This is a genomic window from Mesorhizobium sp. P2_D6, assembly GCF_056404315.1.
This window is the reverse complement of sequence record NZ_JBFUEG010000001.1, coordinates 505950-523378: the sequence shown is the minus strand read 5'-3', so window position 1 is coordinate 523378 and position 17429 is coordinate 505950. Positions and strand designations below refer to the sequence as shown.

Annotated in this window: 14 protein-coding genes; 6 read left to right on the top strand and 8 right to left on the bottom strand. The window is 62.1% G+C overall.

Annotation, left to right across the window (positions count from 1 at the left end; genetic code table 11):
- The first annotated feature begins 65 nt into the window (after positions 1–65).
- From AC1D1L_RS02335 to AC1D1L_RS02315, 5 genes are all read left to right on the top strand, one after another.
- Positions 66–2225, top strand: coding sequence for a hydantoinase/oxoprolinase family protein (locus AC1D1L_RS02335; RefSeq protein WP_477338467.1), 2160 nt, complete (start codon positions 66–68; stop codon positions 2223–2225).
- A gap of 13 nt (positions 2226–2238) precedes the next feature.
- Complete coding sequence (locus AC1D1L_RS02330; RefSeq protein WP_477338465.1) at positions 2239–4443, top strand: hydantoinase B/oxoprolinase family protein; 2205 nt, start codon at positions 2239–2241, stop codon at positions 4441–4443.
- Positions 4440–4925 carry an acetone carboxylase subunit gamma gene (locus AC1D1L_RS02325; protein ID WP_477338463.1) on the top strand — a complete coding sequence of 162 codons (486 nt, stop codon included), beginning with the start codon at positions 4440–4442 and terminating at the stop codon, positions 4923–4925. Before AC1D1L_RS02330 ends, AC1D1L_RS02325 begins: the two co-directional genes overlap by 4 nt.
- A gap of 96 nt (positions 4926–5021) precedes the next feature.
- Positions 5022–5849: an SDR family NAD(P)-dependent oxidoreductase gene (locus tag AC1D1L_RS02320; RefSeq protein WP_477338461.1), complete on the top strand. Its 828-nt coding sequence runs from the start codon at positions 5022–5024 to the stop codon at positions 5847–5849.
- A gap of 307 nt (positions 5850–6156) precedes the next feature.
- Positions 6157–7440 (top strand): O-antigen ligase family protein, encoded by a 1284-nt coding sequence (locus AC1D1L_RS02315; RefSeq protein ID WP_477338747.1) that lies wholly within the window; start codon positions 6157–6159, stop codon positions 7438–7440.
- A 182-nt stretch (positions 7441–7622) separates the two neighbouring features.
- Here the strand turns inward: AC1D1L_RS02315 and AC1D1L_RS02310 are convergent, their stop codons facing one another.
- The 3 genes from AC1D1L_RS02310 to AC1D1L_RS02300 form a co-directional block, all read right to left on the bottom strand.
- On the bottom strand, positions 7623–8714 hold the full coding sequence (locus tag AC1D1L_RS02310; protein WP_477338459.1) for an acyltransferase family protein: 1092 nt from the start codon (positions 8712–8714) through the stop codon (positions 7623–7625).
- 120 nt (positions 8715–8834) lie between these two features.
- On the bottom strand, positions 8835–10085 hold the full coding sequence (locus tag AC1D1L_RS02305) for a polysaccharide biosynthesis/export family protein (RefSeq protein ID WP_477338457.1): 1251 nt from the start codon (positions 10083–10085) through the stop codon (positions 8835–8837).
- A gap of 176 nt (positions 10086–10261) precedes the next feature.
- Positions 10262–10939, bottom strand: coding sequence for a sugar transferase (locus AC1D1L_RS02300; RefSeq protein WP_112560555.1), 678 nt, complete (start codon positions 10937–10939; stop codon positions 10262–10264).
- Between the two features lie 532 nt (positions 10940–11471).
- Between AC1D1L_RS02300 and AC1D1L_RS02295 the strand changes: the two genes are divergently transcribed.
- The gene (locus tag AC1D1L_RS02295) at positions 11472–11819 is read left to right on the top strand and encodes an exopolysaccharide production repressor exox (protein WP_477338455.1); all 348 of its coding nucleotides are present in this window, start codon (positions 11472–11474) and stop codon (positions 11817–11819) included.
- A 46-nt stretch (positions 11820–11865) separates the two neighbouring features.
- Here AC1D1L_RS02295 and AC1D1L_RS02290 read toward each other — a convergent pair whose 3' ends face one another.
- From AC1D1L_RS02290 to AC1D1L_RS02270, 5 genes are all read right to left on the bottom strand, one after another.
- On the bottom strand, positions 11866–13701 hold the full coding sequence (locus AC1D1L_RS02290) for an ABC transporter ATP-binding protein (protein WP_477338453.1): 1836 nt from the start codon (positions 13699–13701) through the stop codon (positions 11866–11868).
- A gap of 5 nt (positions 13702–13706) precedes the next feature.
- Complete coding sequence (locus AC1D1L_RS02285) at positions 13707–14591, bottom strand: phosphoenolpyruvate carboxykinase (ATP) (RefSeq protein WP_477338451.1); 885 nt, start codon at positions 14589–14591, stop codon at positions 13707–13709.
- An 80-nt stretch (positions 14592–14671) separates the two neighbouring features.
- The gene (locus tag AC1D1L_RS02280; RefSeq protein ID WP_477338449.1) at positions 14672–16594 is read right to left on the bottom strand and encodes a lasso peptide isopeptide bond-forming cyclase; all 1923 of its coding nucleotides are present in this window, start codon (positions 16592–16594) and stop codon (positions 14672–14674) included.
- Positions 16591–17067 (bottom strand): lasso peptide biosynthesis B2 protein, encoded by a 477-nt coding sequence (locus AC1D1L_RS02275; protein ID WP_477338447.1) that lies wholly within the window; start codon positions 17065–17067, stop codon positions 16591–16593. Before AC1D1L_RS02275 ends, AC1D1L_RS02280 begins: the two co-directional genes overlap by 4 nt.
- A 16-nt stretch (positions 17068–17083) precedes the next feature.
- Positions 17084–17398, bottom strand: a complete 315-nt coding sequence (locus AC1D1L_RS02270; protein WP_477338445.1) for a PqqD family protein — start codon at positions 17396–17398, stop codon at positions 17084–17086.
- Positions 17399–17429: the final 31 nt, after the last annotated feature.

Below are 17429 nucleotides of genomic sequence, written 5' to 3'. Positions count from 1 at the left end.
CATATGGCGCAAGGCCGCCCAATGACTCTAGCCTGGCGCCATCCTAGACCAGTCCTGAGGCGACCGTGACCCAACCCAACCTCACCAGCCCCATCGTCGGCAACCCCATCGTTATCGGCATCGACGCCGGCGGCACCATGACCGACACCATCCTTGTCGATCAGGACGGCCACTTCAAGATCGGCAAATCGGCGACCACGCCGAAGGACGAGGCCGAAGGCTTCCTCGCCTCCGCCGAAGACGCGGCCGATGCCTGGGGCATCTCGCTGGAGACGCTCTTCTCCGGCGTCAACGTCGTGCTCTATTCCGGCACCGGCATGCTCAACACGCTGCTGTCGCGCACCGGCCGCAAGCTTGGCCTGATCACCACCAAGGGCCTGGAGGACATGATCCTGATGGGCCGCGGCCTGCAGGCCTGGGCCGACTATTCCTATGCCGACCGGTTGCATGCGGTCACCCATCATCACCCCGATCCGCTGGTGCCGCGCCGCCGTACCCATGGCGTCACCGAGCGCATCGACCAGTTCGGCGACATCGTGCTGCCGCTCTATGAGCATGAGGTCGCGATTGCTGCCAAGAAGCTGATTGCCGACAAGGTCGAAGCGATCTGCATCATGACCATCTTCTCACACGTCAATCCGGTGCACGAAAAGCGCATCGCCGAAATCTGCCGCGAGGAAGTGCAGAAGGCCGGCGCCGACATTCTCATCTACACCAGCCACGAAGTCCGCCCGGTCATTCGCGAACAGTCGCGGCTGAACTCGGTGCTGATCGAGGCCTACGCCACATCGCGCGGCCGCAAGCAGCTCAAGGGCATCGAGGACGTCTCGAAGAAATACGGCTTCAAATACGGCGTGCAGACTTTGCTGTCCTTCGGCGGCCTGACCTCGATCAACCATCCGCGCCTGCACGAAACCATGATCTCCGGCCCGATCGGCGGCATTCTGGGCGCCGCGTATGTCGGCAAACTGATCGGCAACGACTCGCTGATCTGCTCGGATATGGGCGGCACCTCCTTCGACATGGGCGTCATCTCGCGCGGCCAGACCCGGATCGAGAACGAGCCGCTGATGGACCGTTTCAAGCTCAACGTGCCGACGCTGCATCTCGACACGATCGGCGCTGGCGCCGGCATGATCCTCAAGGTCGATCCACTGACGAAGAAGGTCTCGCTCGGGCCGGAAAGTGCGGGCTCCGATCCCGGCCCGATCTGCTTCGCCAAGGGCGGCACCGAACCCACCATCGCCGATTGCGACGCCATCCTCGGCCGTCTCAACCCGTATTATTTCCTCGGCGGCAAGGTCGTCCTGCAGGTCGAGAAGGCGCGCAAGGCGTTCGAGGAAAAATGCTCCAGCATCCTTGGCGTCGGTGTCGAGGAGGCGGCGGAAGGCATGATCGACATGCTGGAAGCCGACGCCAACAACGCACTGCGCCGCGTCATTTCCGGCCAGGGCATCCATCCCTCCGAATTCACCCTGCTGTCCTATGGTGGCTCAGGCCCGCTGCACTTGGCCGGCTGCTCCAGGGGCATCGGCTTCAAGGACATCATCACCTTCCAGTTCGCCGCCGCCTTCTCGGCATTCGGCTGCACCACCGCCGACTTCATGCGCCGGCATTCGGTATCGACACAGCACGACATCGGCGCACGGGCGAGCGATAACGAACTGCTCGCCTTCGGCAAAAAGGTCACCGCTGTCTGGAACGACCTGACCAAGGCTGCGGTCGACGAGATGATCGAGGACGGCCACGCCCGCGACAAGATCAAGACCGTGCCGTTCCTCATGATGCGCTACACCGGCCAACTCGAGGACGTCGAAGTCATGGCGCCACTCGCCGAGGTCAATTCGGCTGACGACATGCGTAAGGTCATCGACGAGTTCGAGGCGGTCTACGCCAAGGTCAATCACCGCGTCTCGCGCTATGGCGAGGCCGGCTTCACCATCACCGAGCTCGGGCTGATCGCGACCGCCGACAAGGTCAAGCCGGTGCTGCTCAAGCGCCCGCTCGGCAAGTCGGGTCCAGCATCGGCCCACAAGGGCGTGCGTGAAGCCTATATTGGCGGCCGCTGGCACAAGGCCAATCTCTACGAGATGGACCTGCTGCAGCCCGGCCACGAGGTCATCGGCCCGGCCATCATCGAACACCCGGCGACAACGCTCGTCGTTCACCCGCAAGATCGTGTCCATGTCGATGAGTGGACGCTGCTGCACTACACCCACGCTTGAGAGGGCGATCGCCATGTTGGACAAACCTGCCTCGGCCCTGCGCCTTCGCGAAAGGCTGCTTGATTCCGAGAGACTGATGGAAGAGACCGGCTGCTATGACGGCATCACGGAACTCACCCTGCGCAACCAGGATCCGCTGAAATTCGAGACTCTGCACACCAAGCTGCGCGCCTATTGCGTCTCGGCCCGCGAAATGGCCCGCCGCATCTCTGCCTCGCCCGGCGTGCGCGAGGTCGGCGAGATGGTGGTCGCCATCTACACACCGGAGGGCGACGCCATCGCGCTCTCCAACGGCATCATGGTCCACGTCCACACGATGAGCCGCTTCATCAAATGGATGATCAAGAACAACTACGAGGAAAACCCGAAGATCCGCGAAGGCGATATCTTCGCCAACAACGATGCCTTCATCGGCACCGTGCAGGTGCCTGATGTGATGGACGTGGTGCCGATCTTCCATGAAGGCACGCTGGTTGGCTGGGCAGGGGCTGTCTGCCACGAGCTGGAAGCCGGCGGCATCACGCCTGGTGGTGACGTCTGTCTCGCACAGGAACGCTTTACCGAAGGCCTGTTCGTCTGCGCCGAAAAGATCGGCGAGAATGACGAGATCCGCCGCGACTACGTCATCCGCTGCGAGCGCAATCTGCGCATGCCGATCTATTGGGTGCTCGACGAGAAGGCCAAGGTCGCCTCCTGCATCGACATGCGCGAAAGCGTCAAGCAGCTGATCTCCGAGATCGGCCTCGACTACTGGATGAAGGTGTCGAAGGAGTTCATCGAGGAGGGCCGCCGGGCCCAGCTCGCCCGCACCCGCCAGCTCACCGTGCCCGGCATCTATCGCGGCCACACCTTCTACGGCCACGTCACCGCCGGCAAGCCCGGCTTCCAGCTGCTCGGCGACCCCGACTGGCTCTATAACATCCCGATCGAGATGGAGATCACCACCGACGGCAAGATCACCATGGACTTCGAGGGCACGCAGCCTTGGGGCTACCATTCGATGAATTGCACGCCGGCCGGAATGGATGGCGGCATGTTCGTCACTTTGACCCAGCACATGAATTTCGAAGGTTTGGTCAATGACGGTGCCTGGATGGCGACCGAGCTGAAACTGCCGCATGGCACCTGGACCAACCCCGACAACGAGATGGTGGCGACCGCCACATCATGGGCATTGCTGCTGCCGGCTTACGGCGTCTTCCAGCGGCTTTTATCGCGCGGCTTCGTGGCGCGCGGTTTCGTCGAGGAGGCCTTTGTCGGCCAGGTCAACAGCCCGATGATCGAGATGGGCGGCGAAAGCCAGTACGGTACGCCGTTCGGCATGGCGCATTTCGAATGCGCCGCCGCCGGCTCCGGCGCACTGGCCATCGCCGACGGCCTCGACACCGCCTATGTCGGCTGGAATCCGGAATCCGACATGGGCAACATCGAGGTCTGGGAACAGTCGATGCCGATGGTCTATATCGGCCGCTCGATCGTCCCCAACTCCGGCGGCGCCGGCAAATATCGCGGCGGCTGTTCCTTCGTCTCGACCTGGCTGATCAGCAAGACCTCGCATCTGCGGCTCCACACATCCGAGCACTCCTCACGCGTGTTCGACAATGGCGGCATGTGCGGCGGTTATCCGGCGCCGACCTGCCAGAAGCATCGCGCCGTGCGCAACTCCAACATCCATGAACTGGCGGCCAAAGGTGAACCGCTGGCCCATGCGCCCGGCATCGACCCGCATGTCTCCGACTATGAGAAGAACATCGGCGGCGACCATGTTGTGGTCGAGGGCCCCTACATCACCGCGCCGCACAAGTCCGGTGACATCTTCAGCCATTCCTACAATGGCGGCGGCGGTTACGGCGACGTGCTGGAGCGCGATCCGATCAAGACCGCATGGGATGTCGAGAACGGCTACCTCACCCGCGAAGCGGCGATCCAGGTTTTTGGCATCGTGCTGAAGGACGACGCCGACGGTTATCCCCTTGCCGATATCGATGCCACGGTCGAACGCCGCGCCGCCATGCGCAAGCAGCGTCTGGCCAAGGCTATCCCGGTTTCGGACTGGATCGACGCCGAGCGAAGCCGCGTCGAGAAAGCCGACTTCGCGCCGGAAGTGAAGAAAATGTATGCCAGCGCGATCAAGCTTTCGTCGCGCTTCACCAAAGATTTCAGTGAGTTCTGGGCCGTCGACGCGAAATCGATCTTCATGCCGGGAGCAAAGCCATGACCTCGTACAGCAAGGAAGTCCTCGGCGATCTGGCCGCCGGCAAGCTGCCCTGGCCGCAGACAAGGCGCATCATGAGCGCCTACAAGGATGATGACCGCTTCTTCAAGATGGTCGCCGTCTATCAGGACCGTGTCGCCTGGAAGGACCCGATCCTGCTGCCGGTCTCGGATCACCTGTTCATCTGCCAGAGCGGCGACGAGCGGATCACCCGCTGCGAATGCGGCCATTCCTTCGGCGACTATCGCAAGAACTGGAAGCTGAAGGCCGCGATCATCGTGCGCAACACCGAGGAGGCGCTGCGCGAAATCTACCCCAACAGCGATATCCCCGATCCGCAATGGATGGAAATTCGCGAGTTCATCTGCCCGGAATGCGGCACCATGCACGATGTCGAAGCGGCGGCCCCCGGCTATCCTATTGTTCACGATTTCGAGCCGGATCTAGAAGGCTTCTATCGCGAATGGCTGGGCAAACCGCTCTAGTGATGTCGTGGCCGGCGCCGCAGGCAAGGTAGCGTTCGTTGCCGGGCTGGGTCTAAGACTATCGCATCAGATTTCGGCGTCGGAGATCCATTGCCTATGACAGACCTTTCCGGCCGCAGCGCGATCGTCACCGGCGGGTTTTCCGGCATGGGCTTCGCCATTGCCACGGCACTGGCTGAAGCCGGCGCCAATGTCGCCGTCGGCTCCTACATCGCGCCCGCCGACGCGGACAGATCCGATGCCGCCTACTATCCGGGCGCCGACGAGATCGAGCGTGTGCGCTCCGCCCTGTCGGCCCATGGCACCAGGGTTCACGCGGCGCATCTCGATGTCCGCGATAGCGAGATCACCAACCGGTTTGCGGCCGACGCAGAAGCCGCTATCGGCCCGGCCGACATACTGGTCAACGCTGCCGGCACCACAGCCGAACAGCCTGTCTGCGGTCATTCCGATGCGCTGTGGGACAAGATCGTCGACACCAACCTGACCGGCGCTTTCCGCGTCACCCGAGCAGTGCTGCCCGGCATGATCGAACGCGGCTGGGGCCGCATCGTCAATATAGGTTCGACGGCGGCCACCGTCGGCTGGAAGGACAACCCGGCCTACTGCGCCTCCAAGGCCGGCCTTCTCGGCCTCACCCGCTGCGTGGCGCTGGAAGGGGCGGCACATGGCGTCACCTGCGTCATGATCAGCCCGACCTGGGTCGAGACCGAACTGATGCGCCGCAACGTGGCGCAGGTTGTCGAGCGCGAGGGCAAGGGCCGCACGGCCGAGGAGGCGATGGCCGAGATCGCCAAGGGCAATCCGCAGCAGCGCATGCTGCAGCCGCAGGAGATTGCGGCCTTGGCCGTGTTCCTGTGCTCGGACCTCGCGCAGGGCATCACCATGGAAAACATCCAGATCACCGGCGGAGCGCTGTGGTAGCGGCCACACCTTGAATTTTGAGCGAGGCGAGCCGCATTCACGCCATCTGGCTGCTGCATGGTTGCTTCGGCCTTGCCCGTGACAACTTTTCCATTGAGTGACAGGCGATACAGGTTATATTGCACTGCACAATGGATGCCCGTTGAACGGGCTCCGGCAGAGGCAGTTTCTGGCGGTCGCGTGCGGCCGCCGGCGGGCGTCACGCCCGAGGCCCAACGCGGAAAAGCCGGTTCGCGGGCACTTATGCGCGGCTGAAACGCGGCGTGCCCAGTTGAAAGGCGGCATGGATGAGAAATCCGGTACGGATATGAAGATTCCGAAATCCATTCTGATCGATCCGGAAGGCAACAAGGCCTATGCGGCCTTCGCCGTTGCCGTGTCGGTCTTTGCCTTCGCCTATTCCACCAATTTCGGCAAGGTCCTGATCCTTGCCTACTATCTGGTGTGGCTGCCGCTGCTGTTTGTCGACTACCGGCGCTTCACGCGCGATCTTTCCAGCACCTGGCTGCCGCTGCTCTTTGTCACCTATATCTGCCTTTCGGTCTTCTGGTCGCAGGCGGCCGGCACCAGTGCGCGGGCGGGGCTGCAATATTTCTCGCACATCCTGTGCGCCTACATCGCCGCGCGCACCATAAGCGTGCGCACGCTGGTGCTGGGCTCGCTGATCGGCATCTTCGTCGTGCTGCTTTATTCGCTGAAAGTCGGCGGCTATGCGCTCGACACCATCGACGGCACCACCAATTTCGTCGGCGCCTTCGGCTCCAAGAACCAGGTCGGCTTCTTTGCCTCGCTGGGCATCTTCTTTTGCCTTGCCTTTCTCGTCTTTTACCGGCGCAACTGGATGAGCTTCGTCTGGACCGCGCCGATCATGCTGTTGTCGGTCTACATGCTGGCGATTGCCCATTCGGCGACCTCCGTCGCTTCGCTGCCGGCGGTGATCGGCATCGTTGCCTTGCTCACCATGAGCAAAATCCTGTCGCGCGCCTATCGGCGCGTCATGTTTGTCGTCGGCGCCGTCGCGCTTGTCACGGGTGTGGTGGCCGCGCTCAACCTCGGCCTGCTCGACTTCGTGCTCGGCATCTTCGGCAAGGATTCGACGCTGACCGGCCGCACCTATCTCTGGGAACAGGGCTGGCTGGCGGCGCAGCAGCATCCAGTGCTCGGCTATGGCTACGCCGCCTACTGGATACAGGGCTTTGCCGATCCGGAACGGCTCTGGGCGGAGTTCTACATCTCGACCCGCACCGGCTTCCATTTCCACAACACCTACATCGAGACGTTGGTCGAGCTTGGCTTCATCGGCATGACCATACTGGCGCTGATCATCCTGCGCTCCTTCTGGGGCCATGTCTCGAAAGTGGTGTTCGGCGATTGGAGTGCCGATTCGGTGGTGCTTGCCGGGGCGGTCGGCTTGATGCTGATCCGCTCCTTCTTCGAGGTCGAGATACTCGGCCCCTATTTCACGGCCTCGTTCATCGTCTATTACGGCCTGTTCAAGCTGCGCCCGGTGCCGGTTGTCCGGGCAAGGCGGGCCTATGCTCCCGTGCAGGACGAGAAGGCCGCCAGCGGCCGTATGCCGGCGCGAGTCTGACAGGTCAGCCGCATAATAGATTCTTGCGAAGAGGGACCCCCACCCTAACCCTCCCCGCGCCTTTGCTGATCAGCTTCAGCTGAACGGCGCTATGGAAGTCTCCCTCCCCCTTGTGGGGAGGGATTAAGGGTGGGGGTACTCGTAGGGCGAAGGCCTCCGCTATATGCGGCCGACCTGGAGGATCAGGCGACGGCCCGCTTGCGCTGCATCAGGCGCTGCAGGAAGCGGCGCAACGGTTCGTCATAGATGCGCGTGGCGATGTCGGCGATGACGATGACCGCAACCGCCATGACGATGCCGAACCAGGGATGATGCGCGAACGGGTCGATCGAGGCGGCCTTGCCTGCGCCGGCGATGATCATCAGCATCGGCGTGTGGATGATGTAGATCGGGTAGGAAATCCGCCCGAGCCAGCCATAGAGGCCTGACAGGCGGGGTGCCGTGGGCGCTATGGCACCGATCAACACCAGGGCCGGGAAGATGAAGACGACACAGGCGAGATCGTAGGCGATGCGCGCGTCGCCGGCCGGTGCGATGGCGAAGACGACAAGCGTCAGGGCGATCGCAGCCTCGACCCACCAGCCGCGCCGCAGCAAGCCGAGCCCGCTTTGGTAGCGCGCCAAGGATCGGCAAAGCAGCACGCCGAGAAAGAAGGAGAAACAGACGCGCGGCAGCCCGCTGATGATGGTCTTGCCGGTCATGCCGAAGTCGAGCGTGCCGGCAACGATCGAGGCGACCACCAGCAGCACCAGGCTGACGGCGATGAGGACTGTCAGCACGCGCTCCGACAGCAGGAAAAAGACAGCGACATAGGCGATGTTGACGATCAGTTCGAAGAACAGCGACCACGACGCCGGATTGAGCGGAAAGATCGTGTGATAGGCATCGCTGACCAGCGGGATGAAGAACATGCCGGTCGTCAGCATCGTGCCGATCTCCGAGAGGGGCATGTATTCCGCCGGGATCAGCCGGTTCTTGACCAGCAAATAGAAGAAGCCGAGCAACGTGCCGGCAAGGTAGAGCGGGTAGAGGCGGATCAGGCGGATCGCCACGAACGTGCCGAAGCCCATGCCGTTTTCGATCTTGCGGTCATAAGCATGCGCGATGACGAAACCGCTGAGCAGGAAGAACAGATCAACCGCGAGATAACTCGACGGCAGCACCTTGCCGGCGGCCAGGAACGGCGAGAAGTGGTAGAGCATCACGCTGATCGCCGCCACGCCGCGGATGGCGTCGAGATTGAGGTAGACATGGCGCGGGGCGGCGGGCTGCATTGTATGCCTTCAAGCGGTCCAAACGGGATTGCCTGCCCGCGCCGTGGCGCGAACGAGCCGAAATTGTTCCTCCCTCCCGCCTCCGTCGCGCGGGTCTCGTCGAGCGAGTCCCGGCTTCGGTTACTGGCTGGCCGTCGGCGCCAGCTTCACCTTGATGACGTCGCCCGGCAGCACCAGCGTGTCTTCCTTGGCCTCGATCTCGCTCGTCTTGCCGTCGACAACGCGCACCAGCGAATAGAGGAACGTCGGTTCCTCACCGCTTGTGATGGCGGCAGTCGTGGCGGGATCCGATGCCTGGGCTATCAGGCCTTTCTGCATGCCCACCCTGAGCGCCGCCTCGTTCAGGTCGGCTTCGACCTGCTGGCGGCTGGAGGCAAGGTTCGAATTCAAGGTGTTCTGGGCATCAATGGCATCCTGCGACGCCTTGCTGATCGACTGCTTGGCGGTCAGGATGGCCGTCTCGTAGTCGAGAATCTGGCCTTGCAGATTGGCGACGGACTGCTCCGAGCTCAGTACACGCGTGTTGACAACCAGGCCCTTCTGCACCAGCGGGCCGATGCTTTCGAGCTGTTGCTTGGCAAGGTCGACTTGCCGCTGCTGGTTGACGATCTTCTTCTGCAGCGCTTCGATTTCGGCCTGCAGGACCCCCTTCAATTCGTCGAGCGCCTGCAGCTTCAGCTTCAGCGCCTTCTGATCGGCCGTCAGAATCTGCATCTCGTCGGCGACGATGGCTGGCAAGCGCGGATCGCCCTCGACCTCCTTCGGCACGTCGAAACTAGCCTTGCCGGCGAGATCCGCATCGATGCGGGCACGCTTGACGATCAGCCGCACGCGCTGGTCGTCATAGATATCGAAATTGCCCTTGGCGGTCACCAGGTCCTTGGCGATCTGCGGGCCATAGTCGGCGTTGCGCCGGATCCCACCGGCGATGCTGACAGCCTTGAGCACGGTCAGCTCGGGCACATAGGGAAACTGGCCAGGCGTCTGGATCTCGCCCGAGATGTAGAACGGCCGGAACTGCACCATTTCCACCGAGGCTTCCGGCTTGTCCGACAGGGCAAGCTTGCGCTGCAGGGCAACGCTGATGGCGGCCGCAACCTCCGACGTGGTCTTGCCGGCGGCCGGCAATTCGCCGACGAACGGCACCGACAAATTGCCGGCCGGGCCGACCGAATATTCGCCGTTCACCGCCGCCCAGTCACGGAACGTGCCTTCGACGGTCTGCCATTCGGCGATGCGGATGTTGAGCTTGTCCTGCGAGCCGAGCCGGTACTCGTCGGCCATGGCCGGAACCGCGAGGGACAGAGCGAGGCATGTGGCGACGAGCCGTGCTGGCCGCATCGGGCCGGCAAGGCGAAAATAGGCTGACATATCTGTTTTCAACTGAACGTTTCCGATCCGTTTTTGGCCCCATCCGCCCGATAGGACTGCTGCCGAATGCCGGTTGAGCACCTCGACTGCAATGCAAGGCCGGCCCATCGCCGAATGGCTTTGGGCCGGATTGGCTTCGGGCCGGACCGGCCCGATTGCTGACCCGTTGCGGTCGGTCAGTAGGAACCGCGCGACATCCACACCGCAGGCACAGTCTTGAGGATGATGCGAACGTCTTCGAACAGCGACCAGTTCTCGACATAGTGACGGTCGAACGCGACGCGGCTGTCATAGGAGACATCGTTGCGTCCGCTGACCTGCCAGAGCCCGGTCAGGCCCGGCCGCGACTTCAAATAGTAGACCGCGGCGCTGCCATAGATCTCAAGCTCGTCGCGCACCACGGGACGAGGTCCGACTAGGCTCATGTCGCCCTGCAGGATGTTGATGATCTGCGGCAGCTCATCGAGGCTGAGCTTGCGCAGAACGGCGCCGACGCGGGTGACGCGCGGATCGTTCTTCAGCTTGCGGGTCGCGATCCATTCGGCGTTGGCTTCCGGATTGGCCGCGAGATAAGCGGTCAGCACGCGTTCGCCGTCTTCGACCATGGTGCGGAACTTGAGGCAGGGGAAAATCCGCCCGCCGCGTCCGATTCGCTTGTGTCCGTAGAAGATCGAGCCACCGTCGGAAAGCTTGACCAGAAGGGCCACCATCAGGAACAGTGGGCTGAGCGCCACCAGGCCGACAAGTGAACCGAAAATATCGAAACTGCGCTTTAGCAGCCCGCCAATCGGTGGCGGAAAATCTACGCCGACCTGCGAAAATGCCGCATTGGCCGACTTGGCAACGTCCCTCATGCAAAAGCTCCATACGTTGAACGGATGGTTTATGTCACGATACCAAAAAAATGCTGCAGCGCAACACACAATTTCCTATACGAGTGAAATAGTCACGTCATGAATTGACTAAATAATAAACGCGCCCTGCCCAAATTTTGCCCTTTATGGCAGGTTTGTGACGAATAATTAGCAACGGTAGGAAATGTAATGCCTTTTTCCGGCCCGTTTTGGACGAATCGTCCTTCGCCCCAGAGAGAATGGCTTTAACTCGGTTTCGAATCACTCATTTTGCTAGATTAATCAAATAAAATACTAATCAAGATTGTAGATTCTACTGACGTAAGAATCGTTGGACGAGTTAGGCCACCACCCCTGCGTGTGCATCGCAGCATGGCAGAGTCGAACGCGTTGGCAGACGGAAAATTATCGCCGGTTGCCCTTGCCGCCAGTTTCGCGCCTTAATAGAGTCGCAAATTATTTCTGTTAGAGTCTGAATGGGTTGGGAAGGCCGGAAGCAACCGGCCGAAAAAGAGCAGCTGAATAAGCTCGCATGGCGAATGGGGAGATACTCGGGTGGGTAAGTCATCGCTTTTGCATGCTCGGGCCGGTTGACGGGCCGCCGATCATGTCATTACCAAAATTCGTCATCGGAATGGTTTTCGCCCTCGCGATCGTGGTCGCGTGGTCGTACTTCGACGGCGCGTCGCTCTCCACAACGGTGCTTCGCGTCATTGGCTGTGCTGTCCTCATCCAGATCGGTTATTTCCTGCTGGTCTATGTGATGATCGCCAGGAGCGCGCCGACATCGGCTGACAGGGCTCGCGACGCCGAACGAAGCCTCGGCGCGGAAAAGGCGTCCGAAGGCGAGAAACTCTCGGCTAGGCGCAGCGTGCATTGAACACAGGCCGAGGTCGTACGCGACCTCGGCCACATTGCAATCGGACTCAGCCTGCTTCGGCCGGCTCGGGTTTTGATTGCTCGCCGGAAAGCATCCTCGACAGGCGGCTGCCGGCCTTCGCCTTCAACCTCTGATATTGCCCGACTTCGACGATCCGGCCGGTTTCGATCGCAACCACCCAGTCGGCGAAGGCGATCATCGAAGGCCTGTGCGCGATGGTCAGGATCGTCATCGATCCGCGCAGGCCGTCGATCGATTTGGCGATCAGAGACTGGTTCTGCCAGTCGAGCGCGCTGGTCGCCTCGTCGAGAATGAGCAGCAAGGGCTTGCGCAGCAACGCGCGCGCCAGTGCAATGCGCTGGCGTTCGCCGCCTGAGAGCCGCACGCCACGGTCGCCGACCACCGTGTCGAGCCGCAGTTCCAGCTTTTCGACAAAGTCAGCGCCGTGCGCCGCGCGAAGTGCAGTCCACAACTCCGCGTCACTGGCTTGTGGCGCGGCAAGACGCAGATTGGCGGCGATCGTGTCGTGGAGCAGGAACACATCCTGCGGTACATACGCCACCCGATCGCGCCAATGCCGGCGGTTCGTCGAATTGATCTCGACGCCATCGGCTAGGATCTTGCCTTCGCTCGGCTCCAGCAGGCCGAGCAGCATGTCGGCAAGCGTGCTCTTGCCCGAGCCTGACGGGCCGATCAGTGCCGTTACCTTGCCGGCGGGAAGACCGAAGGTGATGTCGCTCACCACCGGCTTGCCGCCGGCCTCATAGGCAAAGGAAACATTGCGGATGTTGAGCCCGATATCCAGCGACATCTTGGCATCGGATTCGAGGTTCGCAGGCTCGCGCTCGGCGTCGAAACGCGCCTGCATGTCACGCATCGAGGCATAGGCGGGCAGATTGATCAGCACTTGCTGCGCCTGCATCTGCATATCCATGAAGCGCGGCGCAATGCGCATGAACACCAGTAGCAGCACAACGATCTCGGCCAGCGAGAGGTTGAAGCGAACCAGGGCGACGTAGATGAACAGGCTAAGCCCGATGACACTGGCGACCTGGAACAAAGCGGTGCCGATGGTGCTGTTGCGCACATAGTTGATGTTGTCGGCCTTCATCTTCTCCAGTGTCGCGCGAAGCTGCGCGTAATAGGTCTCCTCGACATTCAGGCTCTTGGCCACCTTGATCCCGCCGAGGAATTCCGAGACCGTGCGGTACTGCTCCTGACGATTGGTGGTCAAAACCCGGCCGAAAGCGCTGGCTCGCGCACGAAACGGCTGCAGAGCCAGGAACGTGACGATGCCGACGACGATGGCGAAGGCCGTCATGACAGGCGAAATGAACAGCGAAACCACGAGATAACCTGCCAGAAGCACAGCGATCTGCACCAGCATCAGCAGCGAGAAGGCGGCTGACTGAACGCGGTCGATGTCGCCGGTCAGCGCATGGTCGAGGTCGGAACTGCGCATGCGCGCAAAAATGCCCCACCGCGCTTTGCCGATGCTCTCGAACAGGTTCATGCGCAGGCGGTTGATGAAGTCGAGCAGCAGCCGCGCCATGTAGACGGATTTGTAGCGATTGAACGCTGCTTGCAGCGCGACAAGCCCGACCAGCAGGCAAAGCACTGTCGTCAATTGCAGCGTCCCGTCCGGCGCCAGCCAGCGCACGAAGTCGTTGTTCGGCAGCTTGACCGCAAAATTCTGCTCGGGCCGCCCGACCAGATGCAGCAGCGGCACCAGAAGCAGGATCGAGATGCCTTCCGTCAGGCTCCCCAGGATCAGGAACAGCAGCGCCGTCAGCGTCCTGCGCCCGCCAATCCGGGCCATGGCGGCGCCGAACCCGGCGACATCTCGGTAAAACGACAGTTGCAAGATCTTGGATCCCGACATGTTGCTCACCGCGGCCCGTTGTCGGCGGCCAGATCGTTTTCGATCAGGGCGACGGCCTCGCCGATACGGTCGAGCCCGGTCGGCACTTCGAGGCGGCAGACGCCGATCTGGCTGGCGAGGGCTGCACATTGGCGGAGGTGCGTCGTGGCAAAATCGCCGACGAGGGCCGGGCGACCGAACCGCGTCACATAGGAGAATTTGATGATAGCCGGCAGGGCGCCCATGTTCGGCAGCGGCGTGATCGCTGCCTTTTCGCCGCGCTCCAGGATGTAGATCCGCGTTGCCGGCACCATCTCGCTTGAAAATCCGCCACGCAGGCGATGCTGCATCTTGTCGATCGCCGCATGCACCTGCGGGCGTATCTCTGCTTGCCGGATGGGAAACGCGGCGGCGGCATCGGCGGCGAGCTTCAACTGCGGAAAGCCCGGAACGATCATCGGCTGTTCGGTGAGATCGAGCGCTACGACATCGTCGGTCAGCAAGCGATGTCCGGCGCCGATCATAGCGCTTGCCGTCGTCGATTTGCCGGCGCCTTTGTCGCCCATGAAAACAGCGCTCTTGCCGCCGACAGCAATGGCGCTGGCATGCAGGATGAGCAGGCCGCGCTGGTGCAGGAGCAGCGCCATGACCGGGCCGAGCAGCGGAAACGCCAGCAGCGCATCGTCGACATCAGGCGCCGGCTCGACCTCGATGCGGCAGGCATCGGTGATCAGGAAGGCGCCGACCGTCTGCCAGGCCAGATATTGCCGGTCTGGCTCGAAACAGAAGTCGGTCGCTGCTTCAGCCGAGGGTTTTGGTATGTTGATCGGGCCGACGCTGATCAGCACATCGGCCACCGCCGCCGCTGCCGGTTCCAGTTCGGGCAGCATTACCTCGGAAGCAATGGTCAAACCATAGGCCCGGTAGAAGCGGCGTTCTCGCGCAGCCCCGCGATGCGCACGACGTGCATCAAGTGGTGCGTTAGAGGACATCACGCAGGGTTCCCACCGTGCTGGACCTGCCGCAGCCAGAGTGACAGCGAGGCCGAGCGCCAGACAAACTGGATGTCCAGCGCCGCCGCCCGATCGGGCTGGCGCTGCAGCCGCGCGTAGGCCGCACTCACCTCGGGCAGATTGACGTAGGGCGCGATGCGGCTCGCATCCGAAACCAGCAGCTGTTCCAAGAGGTCGCGGTGGTTGCGCAGCATGCCGTTGACGAGATTGGACGTGAAATTGATCTTGTCGCGCCGCCACTGGACCGCCGCGGGCAGGACCCCTTCCATGGCGCGACGCAGCACATAGCGGCCAAATCCGTGGTTCAGTTTCTCTTCGCCCGGCAGTGCCAGGCAGAATTCGACCAGCGGCTTGTCCCAGAAAGGATAGCGCGGCTCCACGCCGAAATTGGACGCGGCCTTGTCGAGAACCTCGAAAGCATGCGGCACATAGCCATTGGAAAGGATCCAGCGATGGCTCAACGCGTCGCTGGCCTGGACCCCTGGTGGCATGGTTCCGGCGCGGTGAAAGCGGTCGACAAGCTCGGTGCGCCTGACCAGGTCCGGATTGATCAAGTTGCGCCAGCTTCGGCCGCGGAACGCCTGCGCTGGCTTGCGTATCTTGTTCAGCAGACGGTTCGCCATGTGTCTCAGTTTGGCGATGCGCCAGGCCGGCCCGTAGACGGTCAGGAACCGGACATAGAGGCCAAGCCTGCTGTCGCCATAGGTGTTGGAGGCGCTGTGGATCTCTCGCCACAGATCCATCCACCTGCCGCCACTGGCCAGCTCATGCAGATGGCCATGGCCTTGTGAAACGACCTCATCGCCGCCATGGCCGTCGAGCAGCACCTTGATGCCCTTAGCGCCCGCCGTCCGGTAGATGCCACGGGTGAGCGTCAGGCCCGGCGCCAGGAAAGGTCCTTCCTGCTCTTCCAGCACACGTTCAAATTCAGCGAACGGCGCATAGTTGCCGACCGGGATCAGTGTCGCGTCAAACCTCTGCTGGTCAAGAACAGCGTCGATGAACGGACGCTCGTCCATCGACGATCCCTTGTCGAACACCAGCGAGAAGGTGGGCAGCTTGGGCTTGCGCTCAGCGGCATTCTGCAAAGCAGCGACACAAGCGATCGATGAGGAATCGAGGCCGCCGCTCAGCATCGCGCCGACCGATGAACTCCCCCGCATGCGGTTGTGCACCGATTGCGAGAACAGATGGGCGAATTCTTCCGCTGCATCTGACCGCAGGGGTCGTTGCGATGGTTCGATTTGCCAGTAGCGCCGCAGCACCACCTGTTGCGCGGTGACTGTCAGGCTGTGCCGCGCCGGCAGAGCGAAGATATCGCTGTACGGTGTGGATTGCGGGTCGTCGGGAAGCCCGGCGAGAAAGCCGGAGATTTGGTGCTCGCTGACGCCGGCGTCGACGCCGTCGACGCCCAGGACCGGGCCGATCTCGGAGGCAAACACAAAACGCCGGTCCGCCGCGTGGTAGTAGAACGGCTTGACCCCGAAATGATCGCGCGCGCAAAACAACAGCTGCCGCTCGGCATCCCAGATGGCGAAGGCGAAGTCGCCCTGCAGATGCACCGGGCAGGCTTCGCCCCAGCGCAGATAGGCCCGCATCACCACTGTCGCATCGGCGACCGACCTGTCGCGGATGCCGAGCCTGGCCAGCAGTTCGTCGCGGTTGTCCAGCCGGCAGTCCGCCGTGATGGCGAGCTTGCCGCCGGCCATCGTCAGCGGGCCGGGCCCGGCTTCGTCTGTCGTGTTGAGCCAGGCATGACCAAGAGCGATGCCGGCGTCCAGCCACCAGGAGCTTCCGTCAGGACCGCGATGGCGCATGCGCGCCAGCATCTGCTGGACGTCAACCGCCGCCACCGCCGAGGCATGTCCTTTTCGCAGCAGGATTCCGGCCACGCCGCTCATCCGTTGCCGTCGTCGACCAGATGGGTGAAGCCGTCAATCGATCCGCCAAGCACGATGTGGCTGTCGCTGACCAACCAGGCATGTGCCTTCAAGTGTTCGCCGGTGCCGCGCTCAATGCCAATGCGTATTGTCGAGGCATTGCCTTGGCGCGCGAGAATATACTGACCCGAAAGTGCCTGGGTAAGGCAGCTGGCGTGCGGCACAAGCCGGGCAGCCGCGGCAACCCCCCAAGCGACCCGTTGCAATTGGCCCATACTGGCGCACTGACGCGCGTCGATCCGCGTCACCAGGCTGCGAGCACGGTTGTAGGACAGCAGCGACAGTCCAAGCCGGACCGTAACGATCACCAGCAGACAGTGGCTGAGAAAAATGACATCCGAGCCGCTGAGGGAAAGAACCCTGGCCAGGCCGCGTCGCCCGGGCAAACGCTTAGCTTCACCTTTTTCTGCCGCACGTCTTTGCTGCAAAACCATGGCTCGCGGAACTTGCTTAGACAAATTCCTCGTCATGCAGCCTCGCAAGCCCATTCTCAGCCAAGCCCGTCAGCAAAGCATCGACATCCGCCTTGCAGCGCTCTGGGTCGACATTGTACCGCGCAAGCACGGCGCTGCGAATGTCCGCGATTGGCCTCGGTTCCTGAATGAGGTTCCAGATGAAAGCACCCACACCATTCAGGCTGTAATAGACATTGGATTTGAGATTGAGTAACGCCAAGCCATTACCGAACTCGCAAGCCACGGCGTCCTTGGTCGCAGTCACTAAATTGTCGTCAGTCAAATGGCGGGCGGATAGCTTCCAGTTCATCCCAAAACCTCGCTTACACTACGCTTCGCAG

What these genes read in the sequence shown, in the direction of transcription:
- AC1D1L_RS02330 (WP_477338465.1), top strand. Translation starts at nt 2,239, where the DNA reads ATGTTGGACAAACCTGCCTCGGCCCTGCGCCTTCGCGAAAGGCTGCTT.
- AC1D1L_RS02325 (WP_477338463.1), top strand. Translation starts at nt 4,440, where the DNA reads ATGACCTCGTACAGCAAGGAAGTCCTCGGCGATCTGGCCGCCGGCAAG.
- AC1D1L_RS02320 (WP_477338461.1), top strand. Translation starts at nt 5,022, where the DNA reads ATGACAGACCTTTCCGGCCGCAGCGCGATCGTCACCGGCGGGTTTTCC.
- AC1D1L_RS02315 (WP_477338747.1), top strand. Translation starts at nt 6,157, where the DNA reads ATGAAGATTCCGAAATCCATTCTGATCGATCCGGAAGGCAACAAGGCC.
- AC1D1L_RS02310 (WP_477338459.1), bottom strand. Translation starts at nt 8,714, where the DNA reads ATGCAGCCCGCCGCCCCGCGCCATGTCTACCTCAATCTCGACGCCATC.
- AC1D1L_RS02305 (WP_477338457.1), bottom strand. Translation starts at nt 10,085, where the DNA reads ATGTCAGCCTATTTTCGCCTTGCCGGCCCGATGCGGCCAGCACGGCTC.
- AC1D1L_RS02300 (WP_112560555.1), bottom strand. Translation starts at nt 10,939, where the DNA reads ATGAGGGACGTTGCCAAGTCGGCCAATGCGGCATTTTCGCAGGTCGGC.
- AC1D1L_RS02295 (WP_477338455.1), top strand. Translation starts at nt 11,472, where the DNA reads ATGGCGAATGGGGAGATACTCGGGTGGGTAAGTCATCGCTTTTGCATG.
- AC1D1L_RS02290 (WP_477338453.1), bottom strand. Translation starts at nt 13,701, where the DNA reads ATGTCGGGATCCAAGATCTTGCAACTGTCGTTTTACCGAGATGTCGCC.
- AC1D1L_RS02280 (WP_477338449.1), bottom strand. Translation starts at nt 16,594, where the DNA reads ATGAGCGGCGTGGCCGGAATCCTGCTGCGAAAAGGACATGCCTCGGCG.
- AC1D1L_RS02275 (WP_477338447.1), bottom strand. Translation starts at nt 17,067, where the DNA reads ATGGTTTTGCAGCAAAGACGTGCGGCAGAAAAAGGTGAAGCTAAGCGT.
- AC1D1L_RS02270 (WP_477338445.1), bottom strand. Translation starts at nt 17,398, where the DNA reads ATGAACTGGAAGCTATCCGCCCGCCATTTGACTGACGACAATTTAGTG.